A 25,339-nucleotide genomic window follows, 5' to 3' on the forward strand; every position below is an offset into this window, starting at 1 on the left:
TTGCCATGCTGCTGTTGCTGTCCGTTGCGATCCAGGCCAGGGCGGCCGAGGCGCCGCCGGTCTACTTCGACTGGTTCGAATACAGCGGCCGCGACCAGGCGTTTGAAGCGCCGTTGCCCGCCGGTCACTACCGTAATCCGATCCTTGCCGGGTTCCACGCCGACCCCAGCATCGTCCAGGCGAACGGCCGCTACTACCTGGTCAATTCCAGCTTTACCTACTTCCCGGGCATTCCGGTGTTCGAAAGCATGGACCTGGTGCATTGGAAGCAGATCGGCAACGTCATCGACCGCCCCTCGCAGCTGGATTTCGACGGCCTGGGCGTGTCGCGCGGCATCTTCGCGCCCGCTATTTCGTTCCACGACGGGCTGTTCTACGTGGTCACCACCGCGGTAGACAGCGGCGGCAATTTCATCGCCACCGCGCGCGACCCGGCCGGTCCATGGTCCGACCCGCACTGGCTGCCCGGCATCGAGGGCATCGACCCGTCATTGTTCTTCGATGACGACGGCAGCGTATACCTGCTCAACAACGATGCACCGCCCGGCACACCCCGCTATGAGGGCCACCGTGCGATCTGGATGCAGCAGATCGACCTGGACCGGTTCATCCCCGTCGGTCCGCGCAGGGTGCTGATCGACGGGGGGGTGGAACCTGCGAAGAACCCGATCTGGATCGAAGGCCCGCACCTCTACCGGCGCGACGGCTGGTATTACCTGTCCGACGCGGAAGGCGGCACCGGCCCGCAGCATTCGCAGGTGGTCCTGCGCAGCCGCGACGTCTGGGGACCGTACGTGCCGTACCCGGGCAATCCGATCCTGACCCAGCGCGACCTGCCCGACGACCGGCCGCTGCCGGTCACCAATGCCGGGCATGCCGACCTGGTGGAAGGCCCGGACGGCTCCTGGTGGGCGGTGTTCCTGGCCAGCCGCAACTACGCCACGCGCCACTACAACACCGGGCGCGAGACCTTCCTGCTGCCGGTCGAGTGGCGCGATGGCTGGCCGGTGATCCTGCCGGCGGGCGAGGTCATCCCCTATGCGGTCAAGGCACCGTCGTGGATGCAGGACGAGGCGTCGCAGGCACCGTTTACCGGCAACTTCGTCGACCGCGACGACTTCACCGCGCCAACGCTGGGCAACGGGTGGCTGCGCGTGCGCGTTCCCAAACAACCGTGGGCAGACCTGCGTGCGCGGCCGGGCAGCCTGGCCGTGCATCCGCTGGCGGAGGACCTGGACACGCTGAAGAATCCCGCGTTCCTCGGCCGGCGCCAGCAACACCTGCGCTTTGACGCCAGTACCGCGATGACGCGTCCGCAGGCAGGCGTGGCCGCAGGGCTGGCCGCGTTCCAGAGCGAGGCGTACTGGTATTTCCTGGGCGTCCGCAGTCTCGACGGGAACCGCATGGCGGTCTTCCTCGAAGGGCGCGACGGCAAGGGCGTAACCCGCACGCTGGCAACCCGGGAGCTGGAGGCAGCGGCGTCGCTGCAGCTGAGGATACGCGGTGACGAAGGCCGCTATGCGTTCGCCTTTGACACCGGCGATGGGCGTGGCTGGCAGACGCTGGCCGACGACGTGGACGGAACGGTGTTGAGTACGGATCGTGCAGGCGGCTTCGTCGGCGCACTGCTGGGACCATTCGCGCGCGATGAGCGTGCACTGAGGAGCAAATGATGACGCGCAGGCCCATGTTCCACACGCTGGCGCTGTGCGCCGCCATCGCACTGTCGCCCGCAGGCCACGCTGCCGAACCAGCGCCCTGGCTCGACACTTCGGCCAGCTTTGAAACCCGCGCCGCTGCGCTGGTCGCGCAGATGACGCTGGAGGAGAAGGCCGCGCAGATGCAGAACGCCGCCCCGGCCATCGAGCGCCTGGGCGTGCCGGCCTACGACTGGTGGAACGAAGGTCTGCACGGCGTGGCGCGGGCAGGGCAGGCCACCGTGTTTCCGCAGGCGATCGGCCTGGCCGCCACCTTCGACGTGCCGCTGATGGGGCAGGTGGCGACCAGCATCAGCGACGAGGCGCGCGCCAAGCACCACCAGTTCGTGCGCGAAGGCGAGCATGGCCGCTACCAGGGGCTGACCTTCTGGTCGCCGAACATCAACATCTTCCGCGATCCACGCTGGGGCAGGGGCCAGGAAACCTACGGCGAAGACCCGTACCTGACCGCGCGCATGGGCATTGCCTTCGTCCATGGCCTGCAGGGCGACGATCCGAAGTACCGCAAGCTGGATGCCACCGCCAAGCACCTGGCCGTGCACAGCGGGCCCGAAGCCGACCGCCACCACTTCGACGCCCAGCCCAGCAGGCGCGACCTGTACGACACCTACCTGCCGGCCTTCGAGGCGCTGGTGAAGGAAGGGCAGGTGGATGCGGTGATGGGCGCCTATAACCGGGTCTACGGCGAATCGGCCAGCGCCAGCCACTTCCTGCTGCGCGACGTGCTGCGCCGCGACTGGGGCTTCAAGGGTTACGTGGTCTCCGACTGCTGGGCCATCGTCGACATCTGGAAGCATCACAAGATCGTGCCTACCCGCGAAGCCGCCGCCGCGCTGGCGGTCAAGAACGGCACCGAACTCGAATGCGGCCAGGAATACGCCACGCTGCCGGCGGCAGTGAAGCAGGGGTTGATCAGCGAAGCCGAGATCGACGATGCGGTAACCCGCCTGTTCACCGCACGGATGCGCCTGGGCATGTTCGATCCGCCCGAACAGGTGCGCTGGGCACGCATTCCGCCAGACGTGAACCAGGCCCCGGCGCATGACGCGCTGGCCCTGCAGGCGGCGCGCGAATCGCTGGTGCTGCTGAAGAACGACGGCGTGCTGCCGCTGCCGCGCACGCTCAAGCGCATCGCCGTGGTCGGGCCGACCGCGGACGATACGATGGCGCTGCTCGGCAACTACTTCGGCACCCCGGCGGCGCCGGTGACGATCCTGCAGGGCATCCGGGACGCCGCCAAAGGCGTCGAGGTCCGCTATGCACGCGGGGTGGACCTGGTAGAAGGGCGCGACGATCCCGACGCCACCCCGCTGATCGAAGCGGCCTACCTGCGCCCCGCGGCCGACTCGCCGGAGCGCGGCCTGCGCGGTGAATACTTCCGCAGCGCCGACCTGTCCGGCACCCCGGCGCTGGTGCGCACCGACGCGCAGATCGGCTTCCGCTGGGACCGCGGCTCGCCCACGGACAACCTGATGGCGCGGGGCGAAGCAGGACCGGGGCAGGGGGTGCCCAACGATCACTTCAGCATCCGCTGGACCGGCCAGCTGCTGCCGCCGGTGTCGGGCCGTTACCGCATCGAAGCCGCCGCCGACGACGGCTTCCGTCTGTACGTGGACGGCATGCGCGTGCTGGAGCACTGGGCCGACAGCGACCGCATGCAGAGCGGCGGCGTGGAGCTGGACCTGCAGGCCGGCCAGGCCTACGACCTGCGCCTGGAGTATTACGATGCCGAGCGCGATGCCGGCGTGCGCCTGGGCTGGCGCATGCCCGGGGCCAAGCCGCCCTTCGAGGAGGCGCTGGACACGGCGCGCAGCGCCGACGTGGTGGTGTTTGTCGGCGGCCTGACCGGCGATGTCGAAGGCGAGGAGATGAAGGTCAACTACCCCGGCTTTGCCGGCGGCGACCGTACCGACCTGCGCCTGCCGGCCACGCAGCGGGCGCTGCTGAAAGCGCTGCACGCCACCGGCAAGCCGGTGGTGATGGTGCTCACCGGCGGCTCGGCCATGGCCGTGGAATGGGCCCAGGCCAACCTGTCCGCGATCCTGATGGGCTGGTATCCGGGGCAGCGCGGCGGTACCGCCGTGGGCGAAGCGTTGTTCGGCGACATCAATCCGGGCGGACGCCTGCCGGTTACCTTCTACACCGCCGACCAGGCAATGCCGGCCTTCGACGACTACAGCATGGAGGGGCGCACCTACCGCTACTTCCGCGGCACTCCGTTGTACCCGTTCGGGCACGGGCTGTCCTACACCCGGTTCGACTACGGCAAGCTGCGTCTGGACGCCTCGCGCATCGCCGACGATGGCCGTTTGAAGGTGTCGGTGAAGGTGGCCAACGCCGGCAAGCGTGACGGCGATGAAGTGGTGCAGCTGTACGTGCGGCGGGTGGCGGCCGGGCCCGGCGACGCAGTGCAGGCGCTGCGCGGTTTCCAGCGCGTGCACCTGGCCGCCGGCGAGCAGCGCACGGTGGACTTCGAGCTGGACGCGCAGGCGCTGCGCCAGTACGACGAAACGCGCAGCTCGTATGTCGTTCCTGCCGGTGAGTACGAAGTGCGGCTGGGCGGCTCCAGTGCAGACGCTCGTGTGCTCAAGCGCTTCACCGTGGAGGCGAAACGTGACTGATCACACCCTGTCGGTGCGGGAAAAGCTCGGCTACAGCCTGGGCGACCTTGCGGCGAACCTGATCTTCCAGACGCTTGTCACCTATCTGGCGTTCTTCTACACCGATGTGTACCGGCTCCCGCCGGCGACCGCGGCAACGCTTATTTTCGTGATCGGGCTGCTCGGCGCGTTCGTGTTCACCCCGCTGATCGGTATCCTTGCCGATCGCACCGCTACCCGCTGGGGACGGTTCCGACCGTGGATCCTGTGGACGGCGGTGCCGTTCGGCGTGCTCTCGCTGCTGGCCTTCAGCACGCCGAACTTCGGCGAGCGCGGCAAGATCGTCTACGCCGTGGCCACCTATGGCCTGCTGATGCTGGTGTACGCGGCCAACAACCTGCCGTATTCCGCCCTGAGCGGCGTGCTCACCGGAAGCATGGCCCAGCGCAACAGCCTGTCCGCCTACCGGTTCGTGGCGGTGATGATCGCGCAGTTCATCATCCAGGTGCTGCTGCTGCCGCTGGTGCTGATATTGGGCGACGGCGACCGTGTGGTGGGCTTCGAACGGGTGATGACCGTCTTCGCCGTGGTGGGCACGGTGTTCTTCCTGATCACCTTCGCCACCACGCGTGAGCGCGTGGTACCGGCCAGGGAACAGACCGGCGGCGTCCTGCAGGACCTCAAGGACCTGCTGCACAACCGGCCGTGGCAGGTGATGCTGGCGCTGACCGTACTGGTGTTCGTCAATCTGGCGCTGAAGGGCGGCACCTACATCTATTACTTCCAGTACTACATGAGCGAGCCGGCGCTGGCCGGCTTCCTCGACAGCTCCGGCTTCAACCGCTTCATCGGCGGCCTCAACGCAACGCTCAGCAGCTGGGGCCTGGCCGGCTTCACCTGGCCCGAGGACCCGGCCACCTCGGCCTTCAGTCTGTTCAACGCCTGCGGCATCCTGTGCATGATCCTGGGCATCGGCGTTTCCCGCCGACTGGCCGACCGCTTCGGCAAGCGCGATGTGTTCGGCGCGGCGCTGCTGCTGTGCACCGTGTTCCTGCTGGTGTTCTACCTGTTCCCACCGACTGCCGTGGCGGTGGCATTCGCTTCGTTCATGCTGCACGGGTTCTTCTACGGCATCACCATTCCGCTGCTGTGGGCGATGATCGCCGACGTGGCCGACTATTCCGAATGGAAGAACCATCGGCGCGCCACCGCGATCATCTTCTCGGCCATGCTGTGCGGCCTGAAAATCGGGCTCAGTGTCGGCGGCGCGCTGGTGGCCGCCATCCTGGCCCACTACGGCTACCAGACCGGCGCCGCCGAGCAACCCGATGCCGTGGTCGACGGCATCCGCCTTACCGTCAGCGTGTACTGCTCGATCCCGTTCCTGGTCGCAGTCGCGCTGCTGTTCCTCTATCGGATCGACAAACGCATGGAAAACCGCATCGAGCACGACCTGCTGCAGCGTCGCAACGGCACCGACCTGCAACAGTTGGCTGCACGGGCCATCTCGCAGCCGCTGGTGAGCCACATCTACACCGCCGATCCTTCCGCGCACGTGTTCGAAGGTCGCCTGTACATCTATCCCTCGCACGACATCGACGCCGGAACCCCGTTCGACGATGACGGCGGGCACTTCGGGATGGAGGACTACCACGTGCTGCGGATGGACTCGCCGCACGGGGAGGCCACCGACTGCGGCGTGGCCCTGCATGTACGTGACGTACCCTGGGCGGAGAAGCAGATGTGGGCGCCGGACGCCGCCTGTCGTGATGGGCGTTACTACCTGTACTTCCCGGCAAAGGACGCCGAAGGCATCTTCCGCATCGGCGTGGCCGTGGCCGACCGTCCGGAAGGACCGTTCACCGCCGAGCCCAAGGCGATGCCCGGAACCTACTCGATCGACCCGGCCGTGTTCGAGGACACCGACGGCACTCATTACCTGTACCTCGGTGGGATCTGGGGCGGCCAGCTGCAGAAGTACCGCGACAACCGCTACGACGCATCGCACGAAGAGCCGGTCGGCGACGCGCCTGCGTTGGGGCCGCGCGTGGGTCGGCTGCAGGCCGGCATGACCCGGCTGGCCGAGCCCCTGCGCGAAGTGCTGATCCTGGACGAACACGGGCAACCGCTGCGTGCCGATGACCACGCGCGCCGTTTCTTCGAGGGGGCGTGGCTGCACGCCTGGCAGGGCCGCTATTACCTGTCGTACTCCACCGGCAACACGCACCTGCTGTGCTACGCCATCGGGGACGACCCGTATGGGCCGTTCACCTATGCCGGCGTGATCCTCAAGCCCGTGGTGGGTTGGACCACGCACCATTCCATCTGCCAGGTCGACGGGCAGTGGTACCTGTTCTATCACGACGCCCTGCTGTCCGGCGGCGTCACCCACCTGCGCTCGGTGAAGTGCACGCCGCTGCAGATCGACGCGGACGGCAGCATCAAGACGATCGATCCCTATGGCGCCTGAAGCCACCTCGCCGAAGGACGACGCGCTGGCGCCGCTTCCGGCTGGCCGCCTGCACTGGTTGCGCGCCGGCCCGCTGGAGGTTGCACTCGCGCCCGAGGCGGGTGGGCGCATCGCGCAGATCCGCTACGACGGCGTTGACTGGCTGGTCGGGGTGGACGACGGCGATTCCGCCGCCATCGCCTGGGGCTGTTACCCGATGGTGCCGTGGGCCGGCCGCATCCGGCACGGGCGATTCGAGTTCGACGGCAAGCCGTACGCACTTCCGGCCAACTTTGGCGGGCATGCGATTCATGGGGTAGGGTTCACCCGGCCGTGGGTGATCGAAACGCTCGACGCCACGTCCGCCAGCCTGTCGCTGGCGCTGCCCGAAGACGCCGTGTGGCCGTTCGGTGGCATCGCAACGCAGACCATCGAACTGACGCCGAGCCGGATGGAACTCCACCTCGCCGTGCAGGCGGACCAGCAGGCCATGCCGGCCGTCATTGGCTGGCACCCGTGGTTCCGCAAACCAGACCGGCTGCTGTTCACCCCCGACGCCATGTACCCGCGGGACGGGGAGGGCATCGCCACCCAGCCCCCCGTTCGTCCCACACCCGGCCCATGGGACGACTGCTTCATCCACACGGGTGAAGTGACACTCGAATCAGCGGGGCAACGCCTGCGCATGCAGGCAGACACCGACCACTGGGTGCTCTACGACGGCGCCCCGCACGCCACCTGCGTGGAACCGCAAACCGGCCCACCCGATGGCTTCACCCTGGCACCGCACCGACTGGCGCCAAGCCAACGCCTGGAGCTACGTTTCGAATTGAATTGGAAGCCTGCGCCAGCCCCGTAGAGCCACGCCCTGCGTGGCTGAACACCTCACTCTTTAGAAGCAGGCGAAGCTGCTTCCCAGCGTGCGGACTGCCCGTTCATCAGCCTCGTGAAGGGGCCGGCAAGGATGATTCACGGAAAGGGCACGGCAGAAGGAACTAATTGTGACGCTGCGGATTGCCGCTCGCGAACTATCTGGGAACAAGGAGTCATCATGCCCCGCTCCATCGCCTCTGCCGCCCTCGCACTTTTCCTGTCTTCGTGTGGAGGCGGAAACACCCCATCCAACGTCGACGCCCCGGGCGCGGAAGAAACAGGCAGGACCAAGGCCCTGGAGGCGGGCGCGGCGGTGCTGCAGGATCGGCCGCCCGTGGACGCCATCAACGCCTACCTGGACGGTTTCCATTTCTACAACGGCCAGATGAAGGTCCAGATGGAGGCCCACCACTACTGTTCAATCCTCAACGAGGATGTCATCCAGTGCACCATCTACGACGGAAACGTCAAAGATGCCAAATTGATGGGGGTGGAATACATCATCAGCCAGAAGCTGTTTGCCGATCTTCCCGAGCATGAGAAAGGACTGTGGCACAGCCACGTGCATGAGGTGAAATCCGGCCAGCTGGTGGCACCCGGCATCCCGGAGGTGGCCGAACACGCGCTGATGGAGAAGCTCATCCACACCTACGGCAAGACCTGGCACACCTGGCACACCGACCTGGACAAGGACCTGCCGCGCGGCATGCCGCAGTTGATGATGGGCTTTACCGCCGATGGCCAGGCGGACCCGGCCATGGTCGCTGCCCGCGACAGTCGGCTGGGAGTGGACAGCGAAGACAAACGCGCGCGTCGCGCGGACATTGCGGCGCCGGCGATCGATGGGGGCGCAGACGCCTGGCAGAAGGGGAACATCATCCAGATCGAGGACCCGAACGGGCACTGACCTGCCTATTGGTCGTCCACTGCGCAGGCAGGACGCGCAAGAACGGGCCATCGCCTTCTCGACCGGGCCGGTACCGGGCTGTCCATAGCTAGCAATCGCGCGCATGGGGAGCTTGAAGGTCACGCGTCCCATCTCACCGCCGGCCATCGAAGGCACTACCGCCGACGCGCCACAACCGAGTTAACGCGGGCCAGGCTAGAATAGGGCAAGAGAAGCGGTGAAACAGAGCGCCCAGCAAGATTACTGGGCGCGTGTTCGAGCATCGCACATATAATGCGCCACCCGCGCTCTAAGTTACCCGTTACAGCATGCTCCAGAACTTAGTGGACTCTTCACTAGTCGAGTCTCGCTTAATTAGCTTATCGAATGAGATGACTGGCGAGAGCCGAACCTTCGCTCTACCAGAAGCAGGTAGCGCCTCAAGCACAGCCGCGCCACTTGCAACCAATGCGTCCACAAACGACGTCCAGAAGTAAGAATCGTAGTGCGTGATCCAGGAAAGCCGAGCATCGTCTGCCGTCTTATTGTCTCTATCGATGATTACTGGAACATCCGGCCGACGCTTTAGTCTCGACAGGTAGTGTTCCGCAGCTTCGACAAGCTGCTCGTCCTTCGACGCCACTATTTTTTGGACCAGTCCAGCCTTCTGAAGCAAAGCGTTAACCTGCGCGGGCCCGTCTGCGAATACCCCGCCAATTTTAAGAGAGCTCACCTCCGCATGGTCGATGTTCTGGATGCTATTCTTGGACAAAGAGGCAGAGTGGATGTCAAGATATTCGATGAGTGTGTTCCGTACATCCACAGAGCCGGACATTCTGTCTGGTATGGTCAGATGCGCTACTGAGCTGCCTGACAGATCCAGTTCGCTCCAGCCGGAATTCGAGAGTTCAACGCTGCCGATTGCGAGAGAGCGCGCCGATTTTGTGGGCGGGACGCCATCTTGGTGCTTCAGAATTGTCTTCCAGAGCGCGCCGAGATTCGCCGAAGCAACACGAGCTTCTACATCGCTGTCCAGGTTGAAGTCAAGATTTTTAGACAGTGTGGCAGCTGCCTCCGGGTACTTTTCGATTAGCCATTCAAACACCGCTTCATTAATACTACTTGCTGTGATCATGGCGAGTAGCGACTTGGTGTTAAGTACACCACTTAGGCGCCGCTGTATAGCGAGAAGTAGGAAGCAATCGAAGAGAACCTCATGGGAGAATCCAAAGAGATTGTTTCCGTTCTCGTCCGCGCGTACTCCGAGCCCCCCTAGTGAGGACAGTCGCCGGGATAGCCCGGGGCGGACGTCATCAAGCGGCTCACCGACAATCATCTTGGCGCACGAAACTAGCTCCGACTGCTCCAGTTCCCGGCTCTTGCTACTCTGCATATAGTCCGCGACCTCCGCAAATAGCTCTCTCAATTCGTTGATCGACAAGAGTTCGTCCGAGTTCTGATTTCGGAGCTTGCTCGCCTCTCGGTCCAAGAACTGATCTACAACTATTTCGTACATGGCCGGCATCTGAACAGGATTCCCCAAGTTGAGCTTAATCCAGGCCGCAAACGCCTTCGCAAAGAACGGGACACTTAGTACCTTCCAGTCTTTTGCGCTGAGATCGTTCATTATCTCTTGCCTCACCCCGGCATTTGAAAGGAACGTCGATGACTCCGACTTGCTCCATGGCTGGAGTTCTATGAGCGTGTGGTCAACGTTCAGATCAACCGCCTCTACAAGAGATCGGCGATACTGAGTGAGATAATATGATGAGCGTGCAGACGCAACAAGCACGCCTTGGCCATTTAGATCCCTAAACCAGGGCTCAAGCGAACCTAGTGCATTCTCATAGCCACTGCCGCCGAGTAGCTCGTCGAATCCGTCAACCATTAGGACGAGCAAGCCATTTCTGCATAATGCCCTGGCGCTATGGCTTGACAGCACTCGTGTAATGTTAAGTGCGCTATTGACGGCATCCTCGAGACTGGACAGAGTCCTGCCTGTCGACGAAACAAACAGGTACAGCGGCCTATTGTTTTGGGGGTCATCAGCCACGCTCGCAGCCCGTTCTCTCGCGAGGCGCAGCATCAGCTCAGTTTTACCGAGCCCGGCCTGACCAACCAAAAAGAATACTGAAGTGGACGGCTTTATAGCTTCACATGCCGAGTCAATACGGCCGCCCAACTCAAAGAAGTTGTTCCCATCGACTGGCTCAGGATTTCCGCCCACATCGTGCACCTCCTTGAGCTTCGACGGACCTCGCGCCATGGTGCGATCAGTGATACCAAGCCGCGACGTCTCCTCATCCTCGCGGCTCTGCTGAAGAGTGTGCAGCCCAATTCCAATGCGACGTGCCAAAAGCTCCCACTTGGAGATGTGCTTAAGAAATTCGCTGTATCCGCTCCACTTCCCAGAACCGCACTCCCATTCTCGCCTATGGTTTTGTCCTATTCTGAAAACGTCGATCCGCGACTCATAACCCTCACTGGTCGTTCTGGACCACGGAACGTGCAAGTAACCAGCGCGATCATCGTCACCAAAGAAGTAGCTGGGAGTAGAGTAGTCCTCGGTATAGGCTGAAACGTCACTCAGAGTATCTGTGACAAGTCTCGCCAAATACGGGCCCGGGTTGCCCTTGTCCGGCAGAAAGAGCCTTCGGAATCGTGAGGTCGACTCTTGATCTCCCTCGGTCCAGAGATCCCCTTCTGGAGCAAAATAGAATATCCTGTCGTCAGCAAAGTGCGAGAAGATCCCAAGCGCTTCGCTTGGTCCGCGCATAATCCAGAGCGGGGACACCTCGAGCTCGGCGGCATCGCCAATTTTCGTCATCCAAAGCCTGCCGTCTCTTTCCTTGAGGGACGTATCTGAAAGTACTTCAGAAAGCGCTCGCCGGAGATGCTCAATGAGATTTGACGTAGCTTCGTGCAGTTTTGCCTTGGTATCGGGATCGGACGAAAGCGAGCCGCCGTGAGACAGGCGGTCCCTAAGCGACTTAAAATTCGCGTACTTGTTTACTACACGGAACGCGTCAATGGCCTTGACGGCATTTTGGGCCAAAGTCCGAATTGAAGCACTAATCCAGCTGGACGAGGCGCCGCCGGTCGACTTTGCCGCTCCTCGCACTACAGCTAGCATTGATCCGAAGCCAGGCGTGGGCAACAAGCGAACTGTCGAGCTCGGCTGCCGGCGATCAAACGACATGTGTAGCGTATAGATAACCCTCAGATAGAAGTCGATCAATGCGAGGGACTCTCGGACGTCGATCTCCCCAGCATACCTGACGTGTTTGAAGTTCGACGCCAAAGCGGAAATTAGATCTGCTGTTCTGGTATTGGTCATTTGGTCATTCCTTTGTTAGAAGGTGGAGCACACTCAGTTGATCTTTGTGTGTTCAGTCCGCAAGCGAGTAGGGGTGGCACCGTATCTGCTTTGCGGGCTCTCCCTGGGTTAGGCGATACCCACTGCAAGCAGCTGCTCGTTGTGGATCGGGCCAGAGCTATGCGGCAAACAGTTGGTGTGGGAGGCGGACGAGGTGCCGTGGCGCCATGTCAACAGTCCGGCACCCTTGGCACAGAAGGGTTTTTTGTCAACACAGAACTTCCCATCCGCGCATCTGGCCGATCGTACGCCTTAGCGTGCGTTTGGACTATCGGGAGGAACCTGACCTAGCTGGGCCTTCATCGTAGAGGTGCGGCCTCGCCTTTTAATAGCCCACTTAATTATCCTAGCGCCGCCTTGCTGTCGAGGCTAGCGGTGGGGAGCGAGCGGCGCAAATGCAGGTAGCGGCGAAGCTTGGCGGGTGGTTCTAACCGCTGGTCAGCGGAGCCCGAGGTATGGAGGGGCGCGCCTTGCGATGGGCAGCAGCCTGCAGCAAGTACTTCCTGATCCCGAATGCGCGCCACCCCGCATCAGTGGTTATCGTGTGTGCGCATGCCACGGCAGATCCCACCGGGATGAAGATCTTGGCGGATCATCTGCACTGCTTTGGATAAAGGTGGGAGCTCTGCCAGATTAGGCACAGCGAACGGCTTTCAGCGCAGCTCGGGAGTCTAGGCAAGCTCAACATGGTTTAACACTTCTTCACGGCATGCGTCAGCCGCGTGGTCGGCCTCTCGTCTAGGAGGCAATCGAACAGGGAGACTGGGCAATTGACCATCATCTGATGGACTTCGGTGCTACTTTGGAAGCTCAAGCGCGTGCCGCTTGAGCATGGCCTCGATGAGCGCGCAGACCTGTTCCCGTTCGGTATCCGTGCAGTGGTCCAGGATCTCGGCAGCCAGGTTTTCAAACTGCGGCCAGAACTGCGCTGGATGGCGCACGTGCGCCAACCAGTGCGCCAGCATGGCGTCCAGCGCTTCAAGCCGCCCCTGTATGGCGGGGCGGATGCTCATCCAGGCGGCGCCATCAGGTCGAGCGCAACCTGGTAGTGATGGCCGTCGTCGCGGAGCAGCACACTGAGCCCGGGCTGCAGCACGCCATCCACATGCAGCGTCGGCTGATCCCGCGCATTTCGAGTCACCACGAATTCGTAGCGGCTGCGACCAAACCGGTAGCTCAGCTCGAAGGACGGCCAGTCATCCGGCAGGCATGGCGCAAGCGACAGCTGATCGCCCTGGCGACGTATGCCGAGCAGGGATTCGACCAACAGGCGATACATCCAACCGGCCGAACCGGTGTACCAGGTCCAGCCGCCGCGACCCACGTGCGGGGACACCGCGTAGACATCGGCCGCCAGCACATAGGGTTCGACACGGTAGGTCTGCACGGCCTCCGGATCCAGTGCGTGGTTGAGCGGATTGATCATCGCGGCCAGTTCCCAGGCGCGCGCCGCATCGCCCTGGTGCGCGAAGGCCATGGCCGCCCACACCGCCGCATGGGTGTATTGCCCGCCGTTCTCGCGCACGCCCGGCACGTAGCCCCGGATGTACCCGGGATCCTCTATCGTCTTGTCGAACGGCGGATCGAGCAGCTGGATCAGCTTTGCATCCTTCCGCACCAGGTGGGTGTAGAGCGAATCCAGTGCCTGCCCGGCGCGCTCGGGCGCGGCAACGCCCGACAGCACCGACCAGCTCTGGGAGATCGAATCGATCCGGCATTCCTCGCTTTCGGTCGAGCCCAACGGGGTGCCGTTGTCGAACCAGGCGCGGCGGTACCACGCCCCATCCCAGGCATGCAGTTCCAGGTTATGACGTAGGCGGTCGGCCTGCTCCTGGCACCAGTGCGCACGGTGCTCATCGCCGCGCGCGTTGGCCAGCACGATGAAGCGGCGCAGCGCGTCATGCAGGAAGAAACCGAGCCAGACGCTCTCACCGCGCTGCTGGTCGCCGACGCGGTTCATGCCGTCGTTCCAGTCACCGCTGCCCATCAACGGCAGGCCGCGCTCGCCCAGCAACCGGCACCCGCGCTCGAGGGCAAGCACACAATGCGCGTACAAGGTGCCGCGCAGTGCGGATGGGGTAGGCATGTCGTAATACCCTTCCTCGTCCGGGCTCACCGCGCGCCCCTCGATGAAGCCGACCATTTCGTCCAGCACGCTGGCGTCGCCGGTAACCTCCAGGTAGCGGCAGGCGCCCTGCGGCAGCCAGAGATAATCGTCCGAACAGCGGGTGCGCACGCCGCGACCCTGCGGCGGGTGCCACCAGTGCATCACATCGCCTTCGGCGAACTGGTGGGCCGCGCACAGCAGCAGGTGTTCGCGGGCCAGGTCCGGGCGCGCGTGTACCAGCGCCAGCACGTCCTGCAGCTGGTCACGGAAGCCGAACGCGCCGCCGGACTGATAGTAGCCACTGCGTGCCAGGTAGCGGCTGCCCAGGGTCTGGTAGACCAGCCAGCCATTGGCGAGCGCGTCCAGGGCCGGGTCCGGCGTGCGCACCTGCACGCTGGCCAGCACATGGCGCCAGTGGATGCGCACCGCGTCCAGCGCATCGTTTGCCTCATGCGCGCCCTGGCGGCCTCTTGCCAGCGTGAGCGTTTCCTCGCGGTCGCGACCCGCGCCCAGCCGGAACGTGGTTTCACTGCGCTCACCCGGCGCCAGCTCCAGAGGCACCTGCAACGCGGCGCAGGGATCCAGCCCTGCGCCCGCGCGTCCGCCCAGCCGCTCGCGGCGCAGGGCAGCCGGTGCGTGCAGACCACCGTTGCGACCGAGGAACTCCAGGCGGTCACAGGTCCAGCCGCAGCCTTCCGCATCGGTGTCGAAGAAGGCCATGCGGCCACCGAAATCGGTGCTGTAGGTGTTGCGCGCCAGCAACGCGCCGGTCTGCGCGTCGCGTTCGGTGACCACGTGCATGCGCGACTTCGCGCGCAGGTCGCCCATCACCCACTCAACGTACCCGATGGCCGACAGCCGCCGTGGCCTGCCCGACAGGTTGTGCAGGCGCAGGACCGAATACTTCAGCGGTGCGGTGACGTCCACGAACACCCACAGCTCGCTGACGATGCCGTCCTCGATATGCTCGTAGACCGTATAGCCGAATCCATGCCGCGTGCGGTACGCGCCGGTGCCCCGGCGCGGCAGCGGCATCGGCGACCAGACCCGGCCGGTGTCCTCGTCGCGGACGTAGAACGCCTCGCCACCGGTGTCGGACACCGGGTCGTTGAGCCAGGGCGTCAGCCGGAATTCGTGCGCATTCTCGAACCAGGTGTAGCCCGGGGCACTCTCGCTGACCACGGTGCTCAGGCGGGCATTGGCGATCACATTGGCCCATGGCGCCGGTGTCGGCGCGCCTTCGCGCAGCACCACCACGTACTCGCGGCCGTCCTCGCTGAAACTGCCGGTGCCGTTGTCGAACTGGCCGGCACCGCGGTACGGCAGGAACGGCCACGGATCGTCCACGTCTTCGTCAAGCGCGGGGCTCGGCGGCAGTCCAGGCTCGGGTCCGAGGTCGGCGACGACGGGCAGGTCGGCGGTGTCCTCCATCGACAGTGCCAGTTCCTCCTGCACCGCCAGCGGCACCAGGGCAGGCACACGCCGAGTGGGCGCAGCCTGGCGCCCCACCTGCGCGACCAGTGTGCCGTCTTCGTCGCTGATCACCGCCCTTGCCACCGCCTGCAGCAGGATGCGGTCTTCGTGGGTCATGTTCTGCACCGGCCGCACGAAAATGCCGCCGGGGCGATCCAGCAGGCCGGTCTCGGAACTGGCGGCCACCATTCCCAGGATCTGGTCCTGCAGCTCCTGCCGATAGCCGGCCTTGCTGTCGTTCCAGATCACCAGGTCGGTATTGAGTCCCTTCTGGCGCCAGTAGGCATGCGCCTGCACCAGCTGCCGGACCAGTTCCACGTTTTCCGCGTCGGTGACCTTGAGCAGCACGATCGGCAGGTCGCCGGAGATGGCGTGCCCCCACAGCCCGGACTGTCCGCGCTGGTTCTGCTGGAGGATGCTGGCGCCCGCGCGCAGCAGCGAGTTCGCATACAGCACGTGGCTGGCCAGGCGCTCATACAGCTGCGCCTCGGCCTGGGTGGCATTGATCTGCCGGCGCACCACCTGGCTGTGCGTCCAGGCCAGGTCGAAGACACGGTCGGCCAGGCGGCGATCACGATATTTGTCCAGCAGCGCTTCGCAGCCGGGGCGGTCGGCGCCGATGCCATACACCATGTCCAGCTGCACGGTCTGCTCCGGCTCCAGTACCACGCGCACGCGGATGGCCACGATCGGATCGAGCACCGAACCGGCCGTGCCGGAGAGCTCGCTGTCCGTGGTCAATGCCTGCGGCGTGCGCGGCGTGTTGCCACGCCCCAGGAAGCGCGCCCGGTCGGTTTCGTAGGAGATCGCCGCCACGTCGGCGTCGTGCACCGCCACCAGGTGGAACATCCACGGTGGCACTTCGTCGTGTGAACGCGGGCGGCGCGTGCACAGCACGGCCTGCTTGGCGGCCAGGATCTCGCTCTGCACGAACAGGTTGCTGAAGGCCGGATGCGCATCGTCCGCAGCGGCAGGTGCCAGCACCACCTCGGCATAGGTGGTGATCTCCACGGTACGCGGGCGACGGCTGCGGTTGGTCAGGCGCAGGCGCCGCAGTTCGATGTCGTCCTCGGCGGAGATGGCGACCTGCAGGTGGCTCTCGCAGCCGCGCTGGGTGCTGCGGAATTCCGCCTTGGCGTCGGAGAAGATCGCCTCGTAGGTGTCCGTCGCCACGCAGGTGGGCTGGTAGGCGGCAGACCAGAACTCGCCGCTGTCCACGTCGCGCAGGTAGCAGAACGTTCCCCAGGCATCGCTGGTGCCGTCTTCGCGCCAACGGGTAAGCGAAAGGTCACCCAGGCGGCTGTAGCCGCCGCCGGCGTGGGTCAGCATGCCGTGGTAGCGACCATTGGACAGCAGCTGCACCTCCGGGCGCGGGCCGCCAGGCTTGCGCAGCACGCGCAGGGCGGTCTCGTGCTGGGCCATGGTGGCATGCTCGCCCAGCGCCTCGACTTCGTGCGGATGGAACACGCCGATGCGCGGGATGCGCTCCTGCAGCAGCAACAAGGTGGCCTGGAACTCGACATCGGCCACGAAGCGGCGCTGCATCGGCTGGTCGCGCAACAGGTAGTCCAGCGACAGCAGCCCCATGCCCTGGTGGTGGGCCATGAACGAACGCAGCAGCACGTGATCCTGCCCTGGCGGTACCCGGGCCGGGGTGTAGTCGATCGCCTCGTACATGCCGAAGCGCCCGGAGAAGCCGAGGGCTTCCAGCGCCTGCAGGTTCTGGCACGCCGCTTCCGGCGCCACCATCAGCGCCATCATGCTGGCGTAGGGGGCAATAACGCGGTCCTGGCCCAGGCCGCGCTTGAGCCCCAGTCCCGGCACGCCGAACGCCCGGTACTGGTAGTTCAGGCGGGCGTCGACTGCGTTGTAGCCGGACTCGGACACGCCCCACGGCAGGTTCAGGCTGCGCCCGTAGACGATCTGCGCTTCCACCGCGTGCCGCGCGGTCTGGTCGAGCAGGGTGTCCGGGAAGCTGGGCATCACCAGCTGCGGCATGAGGTACTCGAACATCGAGCCGCTCCAGGACAGCAGCGTCGGCGTGCCGTTGACCTCGGTGAGCAGTCGGCCGAGCGCGAACCAGCTTTCCTGCGACAGCTCGCCCTGGGCAATCGCGACGAACGCGCACAGCCGTGCTTCGGAGGCCAACAGGTCGTAGAAACTGTTGTCGAGGCGGTGGTCGTCGACGTTGTAGCCGATCGAAAGCAGGTTGCGGGAACGGTAGAACAGGAACCCGTATTCCATCAGCGAGAACTGCCCGGCACGGTGCGCCAGCGCCTGCAGGTGCTCGATGCGCGCGCGCGCGTCGGTACCGGCGGTACCGGGCAAGGCAGACAGCTGGCGCAGGCTGGGGATCGGCGCATCCGCATCCGCGCGGACCTGGGCCGGAATCTCCTCAAGCGCAGCCTGGGCGGCATGGCATTCGGCAGCGAACAGGGACGGCCAGTGCAGCTCGCCTTCCCCCGGCGACGTCGGTGCCGGCCACTGCGCCAGCACGGCGTCGGCCAGCCCGGCCAGTTCCTGCAGTCGCGCAAGTGTTGGCGCGATGCCGACAGGAAGGTCGGCCCGCGTTGACGCCAGCCGCTGGCGAAGCTCAGTGACCGCCTCGGCCAACGGTGTGTCGCCGGCGCGGAGACGCAGGCGCTCCTCATCCAGCACGCCGAGGGTATCGGCCAGGCCATCGAAGGTGTGCGGTGCCAGCACCGGCGCGTCCACCAGCGCGAGCAGGCCCTGGCGCAACGTAAGCAGGTGGCCGGCGAGGTTGCCGCTGTCCACCGTGGAAACGTAGCGCGGCGGCAGCGGCGCGAGGGTTTCGGTGTCGTACCAGTTCAGGAAGTGGCCGCGATGGCGCGGCAGCTGGTCCAGCGTACCGAACGCCAGCGCGGTGCGTTCGGCGACCGCGCCCTGCTGCAGATAACCGAAATCCCACGCCGACAGGTTGGCCAACAGGGACAGGCCGATGTTGGTCGGCGAGGTGCGCCGTGCCACCACCAGGGCGGGATGTTCCTGGATGTTGTCCGGCGGCAACCAATGATCCTGCTCGCGCACCCAGGCCTGGAAGAAGGACCAGGTGCGACGCGCCAGCCGGCCCAGGAACGCCCGCTGCGTGTCCGACAGTTCGGCCACGATCGCGGCTGGTGGCCGGCCCAGCCACCCCATCAACGCGGGCGCGAAGGTCCATGCCAGCAGGAAGGGCAGGGCGATCGGCAGCGCCTGCGGGCGCAGCACGGCCACCACCGCCACCAGGGCCAGCGCCAGCAGCGACGCCGGTGCCATCACCCGCCATTCGGCGCCACGATCACCGCCGAGGCGGCGCTCGACTTCGCTGGAGGGATTCCATTGCAGCAGGTGACGGCGGGTGATGGCCATGCGCCAGAGCGTGCGCAGCACCGCGCCAGCGGACAGCAGCGCCTCGTAAGGCAGGCAGGCAATCTGGGTGGCCGCGCGCAGCAACGACTTCAGCGTCCCGCGTCCGACCTTGATGTAGTGGGCCTCCAGCGGCGTGTCGTCCGGAACGCTCAGCGCATCGCGGAGCATGCCGATCAGCGGCGGCGCGAACCACAGCGCTAGCACCCATGTCGTCCATGCAACCGGGTTTTCGGCCCATAGCCAGCCCGCTACCAGCAACGCAAACGCCGCGATGGGGACCAGGCTGCGGCGCAGGTTGTCCAGCAGCTTGCCCCGGGACAACAGACTGAGCCGGTTGCGCTCCCACCCGGAGCCCGGGCGCGGCGTCCACGGCAACAACCACGGCAGCAGCTGCCAGTCGCCGCGGATCCAGCGTGCACGGCGCTTGGCGTCGGCGACGTAGCGCTCGGGGTAGTCTTCGTACAGGCGCACGTCGCTGACCAGACCGGCGCGGGCATAGCAGCCTTCCAGCAGGTCATGGCTGAGGATGCGGTTCTCGGGCAGGCGGCCCTCGAGCGCGTGCTCGAAGGCGTCCACGTCATAGATGCCCTTGCCCACGAACGAGCCTTCGTCGAACAGGTCCTGGTACACGTCCGAGACCATGCGCGTGTACGGATCGATGCCCGGCTCGCTGCCGAACATCCGCGCGAACCGCGAAGTGCGGCGCCGGCCCAGGCTGGTGCCCACGCTGGGCTGCAGGATGCCGTAGCCCTCGACCACGCGCTGCAGCGCCGCATCGAAGCGCGGGCGGTTGAGCGGGTGGGCCAGGGTGGCCACGAACGCACGCGCCGCATCCCGCGGCAGCTGCGTGTCCGAATCCAGGGTGATGACGTAGCGGACGCCGACCAGGGCGACCGTGTCACCGACGGTGCGCATGAACGCGGCCGCATCGCCATGCCGGAGCAGCGCATTCAGCGCTGCCAGCTTGCCGCGCTTGCGCTCGTGTCCCATCCACACGCCTTCGCCCGGGTTCCACTGCCTGGGGCGGTGCAGCAGGTAGAAGCGGTCGCCATGGCCGGACGCGTAGCGCTGGTTCAAACTTTCGATCCGCTGCACTGCGTGGGCAAGCAGGGCGTCGTCGTTCGGCGCCTGCGCTGCTGGCGCGTCCAGGAAGTCGGTCAGCAGGACGTAGCGCAACTGCGGATCACGGTTGGCCAGGAAACGGACCTCCAGCGCTTCCACCAGCACGTCGATGCCATCCGGGCTGGACAGCATCGACGGCACCGCCACCACGGCGGCGCAGTCGGCCGGAATGCCCTCGCTGAAATCCAGCTTCGGCAGTGGCTTGGGTGCGACCAGCACCGTCGCGGTCCAGTTCACCAATACAATGCCCAGCTCACTGAATACCAGCAGCCCGAGCAGGGCGGCCAGCCAGACGGGTACCGCGCCCGTGCCGGTTGCCGCCAGCCCATAAGTAGCCAGCACCGCGAGCAGGGTGATCGGCAGCAGGTACAGGGCCAGCGGCACGCGATGCGCCAGCCGCCGTGCCCTGCGGTGGCGCGGCGCGGTGTCGGCCACTGCGTCCACGGTAGCGGGCAGGCCTTCGCCCACCAGCCAGTAGCCCACGTGCGTGCGCGGGCCGTCGGGTGGGGTGGCGGACCGTGCCAGCTCAAGTGCGATGGCCGCCACGCGCTCTTCCGAAACGCGGCTGCCACGCGCGATCTTCTCCACCACGTGGCGGTAGGCGTCGCGGGTGCCGAAATCCATCTGTGCGTAGACGGCCATCGGGTCTTCGCGCAACCGCTGCTCGACCACGCTCATGTCTTCGACGAACGTGCGCCAATCCATGGTGGAGAGGAAGCGCAGGCTGCCGATGCTGTTGCTGATCGACACCTGGTCAGACGCCTGCTGCTGGCCTTCGCCGGCAACCAGGTCCTCCACACGCTGCCCCGCCGCTGCTGCCCACTGCTCCAGCCAGGCAAGGGGCATGGCCCATGCGCCGCCGCGACCCTGCAGCGAGCGCGTCAGCTCGGCGATGAACGCGCCGGTCAGGGGCGGCTCGGAACGTGCCATGTCCGCCACCACCAGCACCACATCGGTGGGGGTGTCCGACGCCGCACGGTTGAGTTCGCCCGCCCACTCCGACGCCAGGCGCCGGTCGGTTCCGTCACGCATCACCCGTGCCGCCATCCGCCGCAGATTTTCCAGCAGGGCCAGGCGGAGCATGATCGGAACCGCCCACAGCTCGCCCAGGCTCAGCGGCGCCAGCGTCTGGTACGCGGCGATGAACCGTCCCAGCGTGTCGCCGTCAATGCGGCCATCGCCGTGCGCGATGGCCTGCATCGAAAGCTCGTAGACGCGCGGCAGCCCGGCCGAAGGGCCCGAGACCAGCGACGGCAGCTGACGGCTATAGCCGCGCGGCAGGTGGCGCCGCGCGGTCTGGATCTGTTCTTCGATCAGGTAGTAGTTGTCCAGCAGCCATTCCCCGGCCGGGGTCACGGGCCGCTGCTCGCGGACTACGCTGCCGAGCAGCGTATTGGCGTCCTGGAGCACCCGCTCGTTGGCCTGCAGGCGTTCCAGCAGGCGCTCCGGGCTGCGGCGCATCCGCACGCGGTGCTGGCGTGCGAGCGCGCGGCCGTAAACCTCCATCTGTTCAACGCTGTACAGCGCCGAACGCAGCGGCCCTTCCGTGGCCTCGATGGCAGGGGCCGCGGCCTGGCGTTCACGCCAGCGCCAGCGTACGAGACGACGCAGACGCAACCAGCGACCAAAGAGACGAGGAAGGTGAGGCATAGGGTACCGGGGGGGAAGGGCAGGGTCGCCTCCGGCATCGTTGCATTTGGGGGGCAGTGGGCGTTGTGAAGGTGCGATTCAGCTCCCCGGCGCCGCAGTGAATCCGGGGTGACGCGCGTGGCGTTCCGCTTCACTGCATGAGAACCGGAAAGACGTGATCCTCCTTCATCCGTTTCTTCCCCCATGAAGTGAAGGTTTTCCATGTCCAAGAAGCAGCTCACCACGATCAACCCATTGACCGAAGAGGTGATCGCCACCTACGCCTACATGTCAGACGACGAAGCCGGCGCCGTCGTCAAAGCCAGCCACGAGGCCTACCTGGAGTGGCGCCTGCGCTCGCTGGATGAGCGGGCAAACGTAGTGGCCGCCATCGCCAAGGCGTTGCGCGAACGCAAGGAAGAGTTCGCCCAGCTGATGACCCGCGAGGTCGGCAAGCTCATTGAAGACAGTCGCACGGAAGTAGAGCTGTGTGCCGCCATCTGCGACTACACCGCCCAGCAGGGGCCCGCAGCGTTGGCCGATGAGGAGCGCGATGTCGACGGCGCCACCGGCATCGTCACCCATTCGCCGATCGGCGTGGTGTACGGCATCCAGCCCTGGAACTTCCCGGCCTACCAGGCGATCCGCTACTCCATCGCCAGCCTGATGGCCGGCAATGGCGTGCTGCTCAAGCATGCGGAGAGCTGCACCGGCAGCGGGCTGCTGCTGCGTGACATCTACGAAGGTGCCGGGCTGCCGAAGGGCCTGTTCGGCGTGCTGCTGATCAGCCATGACCAATCCAACGCCATCGTGGAAAACGACCTGGTCCGGGCCGTCACGCTGACCGGGAGCGAGACTGCCGGCCGCACCGTGGCAGCCAAGGCGGGCGCGGCGCTCAAGAAGACGGTGCTGGAGCTGGGTTCCAACGATGCCTATCTGGTGCTCGACGATGCCGACCTCGACCTGGCCGTCGAGACCTGCGTCAAGGGCCGCCTGTTCAACAACGGGCAGACCTGCGTCAATGCCAAGCGCTTCATCGTGACCGAGAAGAACTACGACGCCTTCGTTGCTGCTTACGCCAGCAAGTTCGAAGCCATCAAGATGGGCGACCCGAACGCCGCCGATACGCAGCTGGGCCCACTGGTTTCCGAGGCGCAGCGCGACAAGCTGCATGAACAGGTGACCAAGAGTGTCTCGCAGGGCGCGCGCCTGCTGGTAGGTGGTGAAGTCCCGGATCGTACCGGCTGGTTCTACCCGGCCACCGTGCTGGCCGATGTGGCGCCGGGGCAGGTGGCCTATGACGATGAGCTGTTCGGCCCGGCAGCCGCCATCATCCGCGCCAAGGACGATGAGGATGCCATGCGCATTGCCAACGACAGCCGCTACGGCCTGGGCGGCAGCATTTTCAGCCGCGACGTGAACCGTGCCCGCGAGCTGGCCACGAAGTATTTCGATACCGGGATGGTTTTCATCAACACGTTTGACGTCGCCTCCCCAGCGCTTCCCTTTGGCGGGGTGAAGGCTTCGGGCTACGGCCGCGAGCATGGCCCGGAAGGGCTGAAGGAGTTCGTGAACGTGAAGTCCATCAAGATCCCCAAGTCGAACTGACGCACAGCCATGCCCAAGATGGGCGGGGGCCGCAGGGGTCCCCGCCCACACAACACTCACTTGGGCATCAACACGCCATCAATCACGTGCACCACACCGTTGGACTGCCCCACGTCGGCGGTCGTCACAGCGGCCTTACCGCCCTTGGCATCCACGACCCACACCTTGCCCTCGGAGAGCTTGACGGTAAGCTTCTCGCCTTCAACGGTAGTCAGCATGCTGGACTCACCGCCCTTCTTGGCTGCCGCCGTGAGCTGCGCCGCGGTATGGGTGCCAGGAACCACGTGATAGGTCAGGATCTGGGTCAACTTGGCCTTATTTTCCGGCTTCAGGAGGGTATCAACCGTTCCCTTGGGCAACTTCGCAAAGGCGTCGTTGGTCGGTGCGAACACGGTGAACGGACCGGCCCCGGACAGGGTGTCGACCAGCCCAGCCGCCTTGACTGCCGCGACCAGCGTGGTGAGGTTCTTCGCGGCGGATGCATTTTCGACAATGGTCTTGGTGGGGTACATGGCCGCGCCGCCCACGGTCGGATTGGTGGCAGCCGATACGCTGCCGGTTGCAAGAGCTGCTGCGATGCACGAAGCGATAGCAAGACGCCGAATGGAGTTGTACATGGGTAGGTCCTCTGATCTTGGCGCACAACGTTGTGCCTCTATACCTACGCAGCGAGGCGGCATTCGGATGCAGTCCCTGGCCTTTGCAGAACGCCTCGAAAGCAAACACGTTCAGCCAGGCACTCACGGCGCTTTCACCACGTTCTAGAATGGGCTCACGCCTCCACCTCAGCGAGTTCCGGAATGCCGTGGATTGACCTGCGCAGCGATACCGTCACCCAACCCACCCCCGCCATGCGCCAGGCCATGGCCGCCGCCGAAGTGGGGGATGACGTCTATCAGGACGACCCCACCGTCATCCAGCTCGAGCGCCTCGCCGCCGATATGCTGGGCAAGGAAGATGCCCTGTTCGTGCCAACGGGGGTGTTCGGCAACCAGCTGGCCGTATTCACCCATTGCCGCCGAGGCGACGAAGTGATCGCCGGCGATGACTCGCACCTGGTCTGGCACGAAAACGGCGCAGCGGCGGTGATCAGCGGCGTGCAGCTGCGCACGATCGCCAGCAGGCAGGGGTTGTTGGAGCCCAGCGAGATCGCGTCACGTATCCGGGTGGGGGAGGACATCCATATTCCCCGCACCGGGCTGATCTGCCTGGAGAACGCGCACGGCAACGGCCGCGTGATCCCGCTGGCCACGATGGAAGCCACCGCCGCCATCGCCCGGAAGCACGGCGTTCCCATCCACCTGGACGGTGCACGCGTGTTCAATGCCGCCACCTACCTGGGGTGCGACGTGAAAGCCATCACCCAGCATGTGGACACGGTGATGTGCTGCCTCTCCAAGGGCCTGGCCGCCCCCGTCGGCTCGATCCTCGCGGGGCCGGCGGCCTTCATCAAGCGCGCCCGTTACAACCGCAAGCTGCTGGGAGGAGGGTGGCGGCAAGCGGGGGTCATTGCCGCGCCGGGCATTCTCGCGCTGACCGAGATGACGCAGCGGCTGGATGTGGACCATGACAATGCAATGTACTTGGCCCAGCAGTTGGCGGAAGTTCCGGGCATCGAGGTCGACATGGAAGACGTTCACATCAACATGGTGTGGTTCGCGCTGCCCGATGGGGTGGATATGCCTCGCCTGATGCAAGCCTTTGAAGCAGCAGGCATACGAGCCAACGGCGCCTACGGCGGAAAGATGCGACTGGTGACCCATTGGCAGATCGATCGGGAAGCCATCGACAGGACCGTCTCCGTGATCCGGACCGCAGTGACGGTTTGATCCAACGACTCACGGGACGAGGACCAGCGCGCTACATCAGGTACGAACCGGCATGCCCCATCGTGTACGTACCGGCCTGCTCCGTCGGTTGCGATCCGGCACGCTCCATTGGGTACGAACCGGCATGCGCCATGGTGTGCCTACCGGCCTTCTCCATCGGTTACGAACCGGCATGCGGCATCGGTAGGGTCGGTCGCAAGACGACCGCCCTGAAATATTCAACACCCGGTAACGCATGACCCCAAACGGAGAAGTGCGCACGACCGCCCGGTCTCCGCCGCGCCGCCCCGCGACATTTCC

General features: G+C 65.3%; 11 protein-coding genes and 1 pseudogene. 8 read left to right on the forward strand and 4 right to left on the reverse strand.

All coding sequences use genetic code 11. The annotated features are described in order from the left end of the window. The first annotated feature begins 5 nt into the window (after positions 1-5). From RWO33_RS02405 to RWO33_RS02430, 6 genes and pseudogenes are all read left to right on the forward strand, one after another. On the forward strand, positions 6-1,673 hold the full coding sequence (locus tag RWO33_RS02405) for a glycoside hydrolase family 43 protein (protein ID WP_314101728.1): 1,668 nt from the start codon (positions 6-8) through the stop codon (positions 1,671-1,673). Continuing rightward, a complete protein-coding gene (locus RWO33_RS02410; protein ID WP_314101678.1) occupies positions 1,670-4,339 on the forward strand; it encodes a glycoside hydrolase family 3 C-terminal domain-containing protein in 2,670 nt (889 codons plus the stop codon). The genes RWO33_RS02405 and RWO33_RS02410 overlap by 4 nt, the downstream gene beginning before the upstream one ends. Next, positions 4,332-5,786 (forward strand): annotated as a pseudogene (locus RWO33_RS02415) (MFS transporter); the annotation flags it as partial. The gene RWO33_RS02410 and the pseudogene RWO33_RS02415, both read left to right, overlap by 8 nt. A 21-nt stretch (positions 5,787-5,807) precedes the next feature. Further along, positions 5,808-6,788, forward strand: coding sequence for a glycoside hydrolase family 43 protein (locus RWO33_RS02420; protein WP_314101730.1), 981 nt, complete (start codon positions 5,808-5,810; stop codon positions 6,786-6,788). Continuing rightward, positions 6,778-7,626 carry an aldose epimerase gene (locus RWO33_RS02425; RefSeq protein ID WP_314101679.1) on the forward strand — a complete coding sequence of 283 codons (849 nt, stop codon included), beginning with the start codon at positions 6,778-6,780 and terminating at the stop codon, positions 7,624-7,626. The genes RWO33_RS02420 and RWO33_RS02425 overlap by 11 nt, the downstream gene beginning before the upstream one ends. Before the next feature lie 192 nt (positions 7,627-7,818). Continuing rightward, on the forward strand, positions 7,819-8,547 hold the full coding sequence (locus tag RWO33_RS02430; RefSeq protein WP_314101680.1) for an OBAP family protein: 729 nt from the start codon (positions 7,819-7,821) through the stop codon (positions 8,545-8,547). A 301-nt stretch (positions 8,548-8,848) separates the two neighbouring features. Here the strand turns inward: RWO33_RS02430 and RWO33_RS02435 are convergent, their stop codons facing one another. From RWO33_RS02435 to RWO33_RS02445, 3 genes are all read right to left on the reverse strand, one after another. Continuing rightward, the gene (locus RWO33_RS02435) at positions 8,849-11,863 is read right to left on the reverse strand and encodes an NACHT domain-containing protein (protein ID WP_314101681.1); all 3,015 of its coding nucleotides are present in this window, start codon (positions 11,861-11,863) and stop codon (positions 8,849-8,851) included. A gap of 836 nt (positions 11,864-12,699) precedes the next feature. Then, positions 12,700-12,915: a hypothetical protein gene (locus tag RWO33_RS02440; RefSeq protein ID WP_314101682.1), complete on the reverse strand. Its 216-nt coding sequence runs from the start codon at positions 12,913-12,915 to the stop codon at positions 12,700-12,702. Beyond that, entirely contained in the window at positions 12,912-21,623 is an 8,712-nt protein-coding gene (locus RWO33_RS02445) for a glucoamylase family protein (RefSeq protein ID WP_314101683.1), read from the reverse strand. Before RWO33_RS02445 ends, RWO33_RS02440 begins: the two co-directional genes overlap by 4 nt. 201 nt (positions 21,624-21,824) lie before the next feature. Here RWO33_RS02445 and RWO33_RS02450 point away from each other — a divergent pair, with 201 nt between their 5' ends. Beyond that, a complete protein-coding gene (locus RWO33_RS02450) occupies positions 21,825-23,210 on the forward strand; it encodes an NAD-dependent succinate-semialdehyde dehydrogenase (RefSeq protein ID WP_314101684.1) in 1,386 nt (461 codons plus the stop codon). Between the two features lie 56 nt (positions 23,211-23,266). On the opposite strand, the gene RWO33_RS02455 is transcribed toward RWO33_RS02450, so the two are convergent. Next, positions 23,267-23,827, reverse strand: a complete 561-nt coding sequence (locus tag RWO33_RS02455; RefSeq protein ID WP_314101686.1) for a fasciclin domain-containing protein — start codon at positions 23,825-23,827, stop codon at positions 23,267-23,269. 183 nt (positions 23,828-24,010) lie between these two features. Here RWO33_RS02455 and ltaE point away from each other — a divergent pair, with 183 nt between their 5' ends. Further along, positions 24,011-25,039: a low-specificity L-threonine aldolase gene (gene ltaE, locus RWO33_RS02460; RefSeq protein WP_314101688.1), complete on the forward strand. Its 1,029-nt coding sequence runs from the start codon at positions 24,011-24,013 to the stop codon at positions 25,037-25,039. Positions 25,040-25,339: the final 300 nt, after the last annotated feature.

The sequence above is a fragment of the uncultured Stenotrophomonas sp. genome, from assembly GCF_963519925.1.
Lineage (GTDB): Bacteria > Pseudomonadota > Gammaproteobacteria > Xanthomonadales > Xanthomonadaceae > Stenotrophomonas > Stenotrophomonas maltophilia_AE.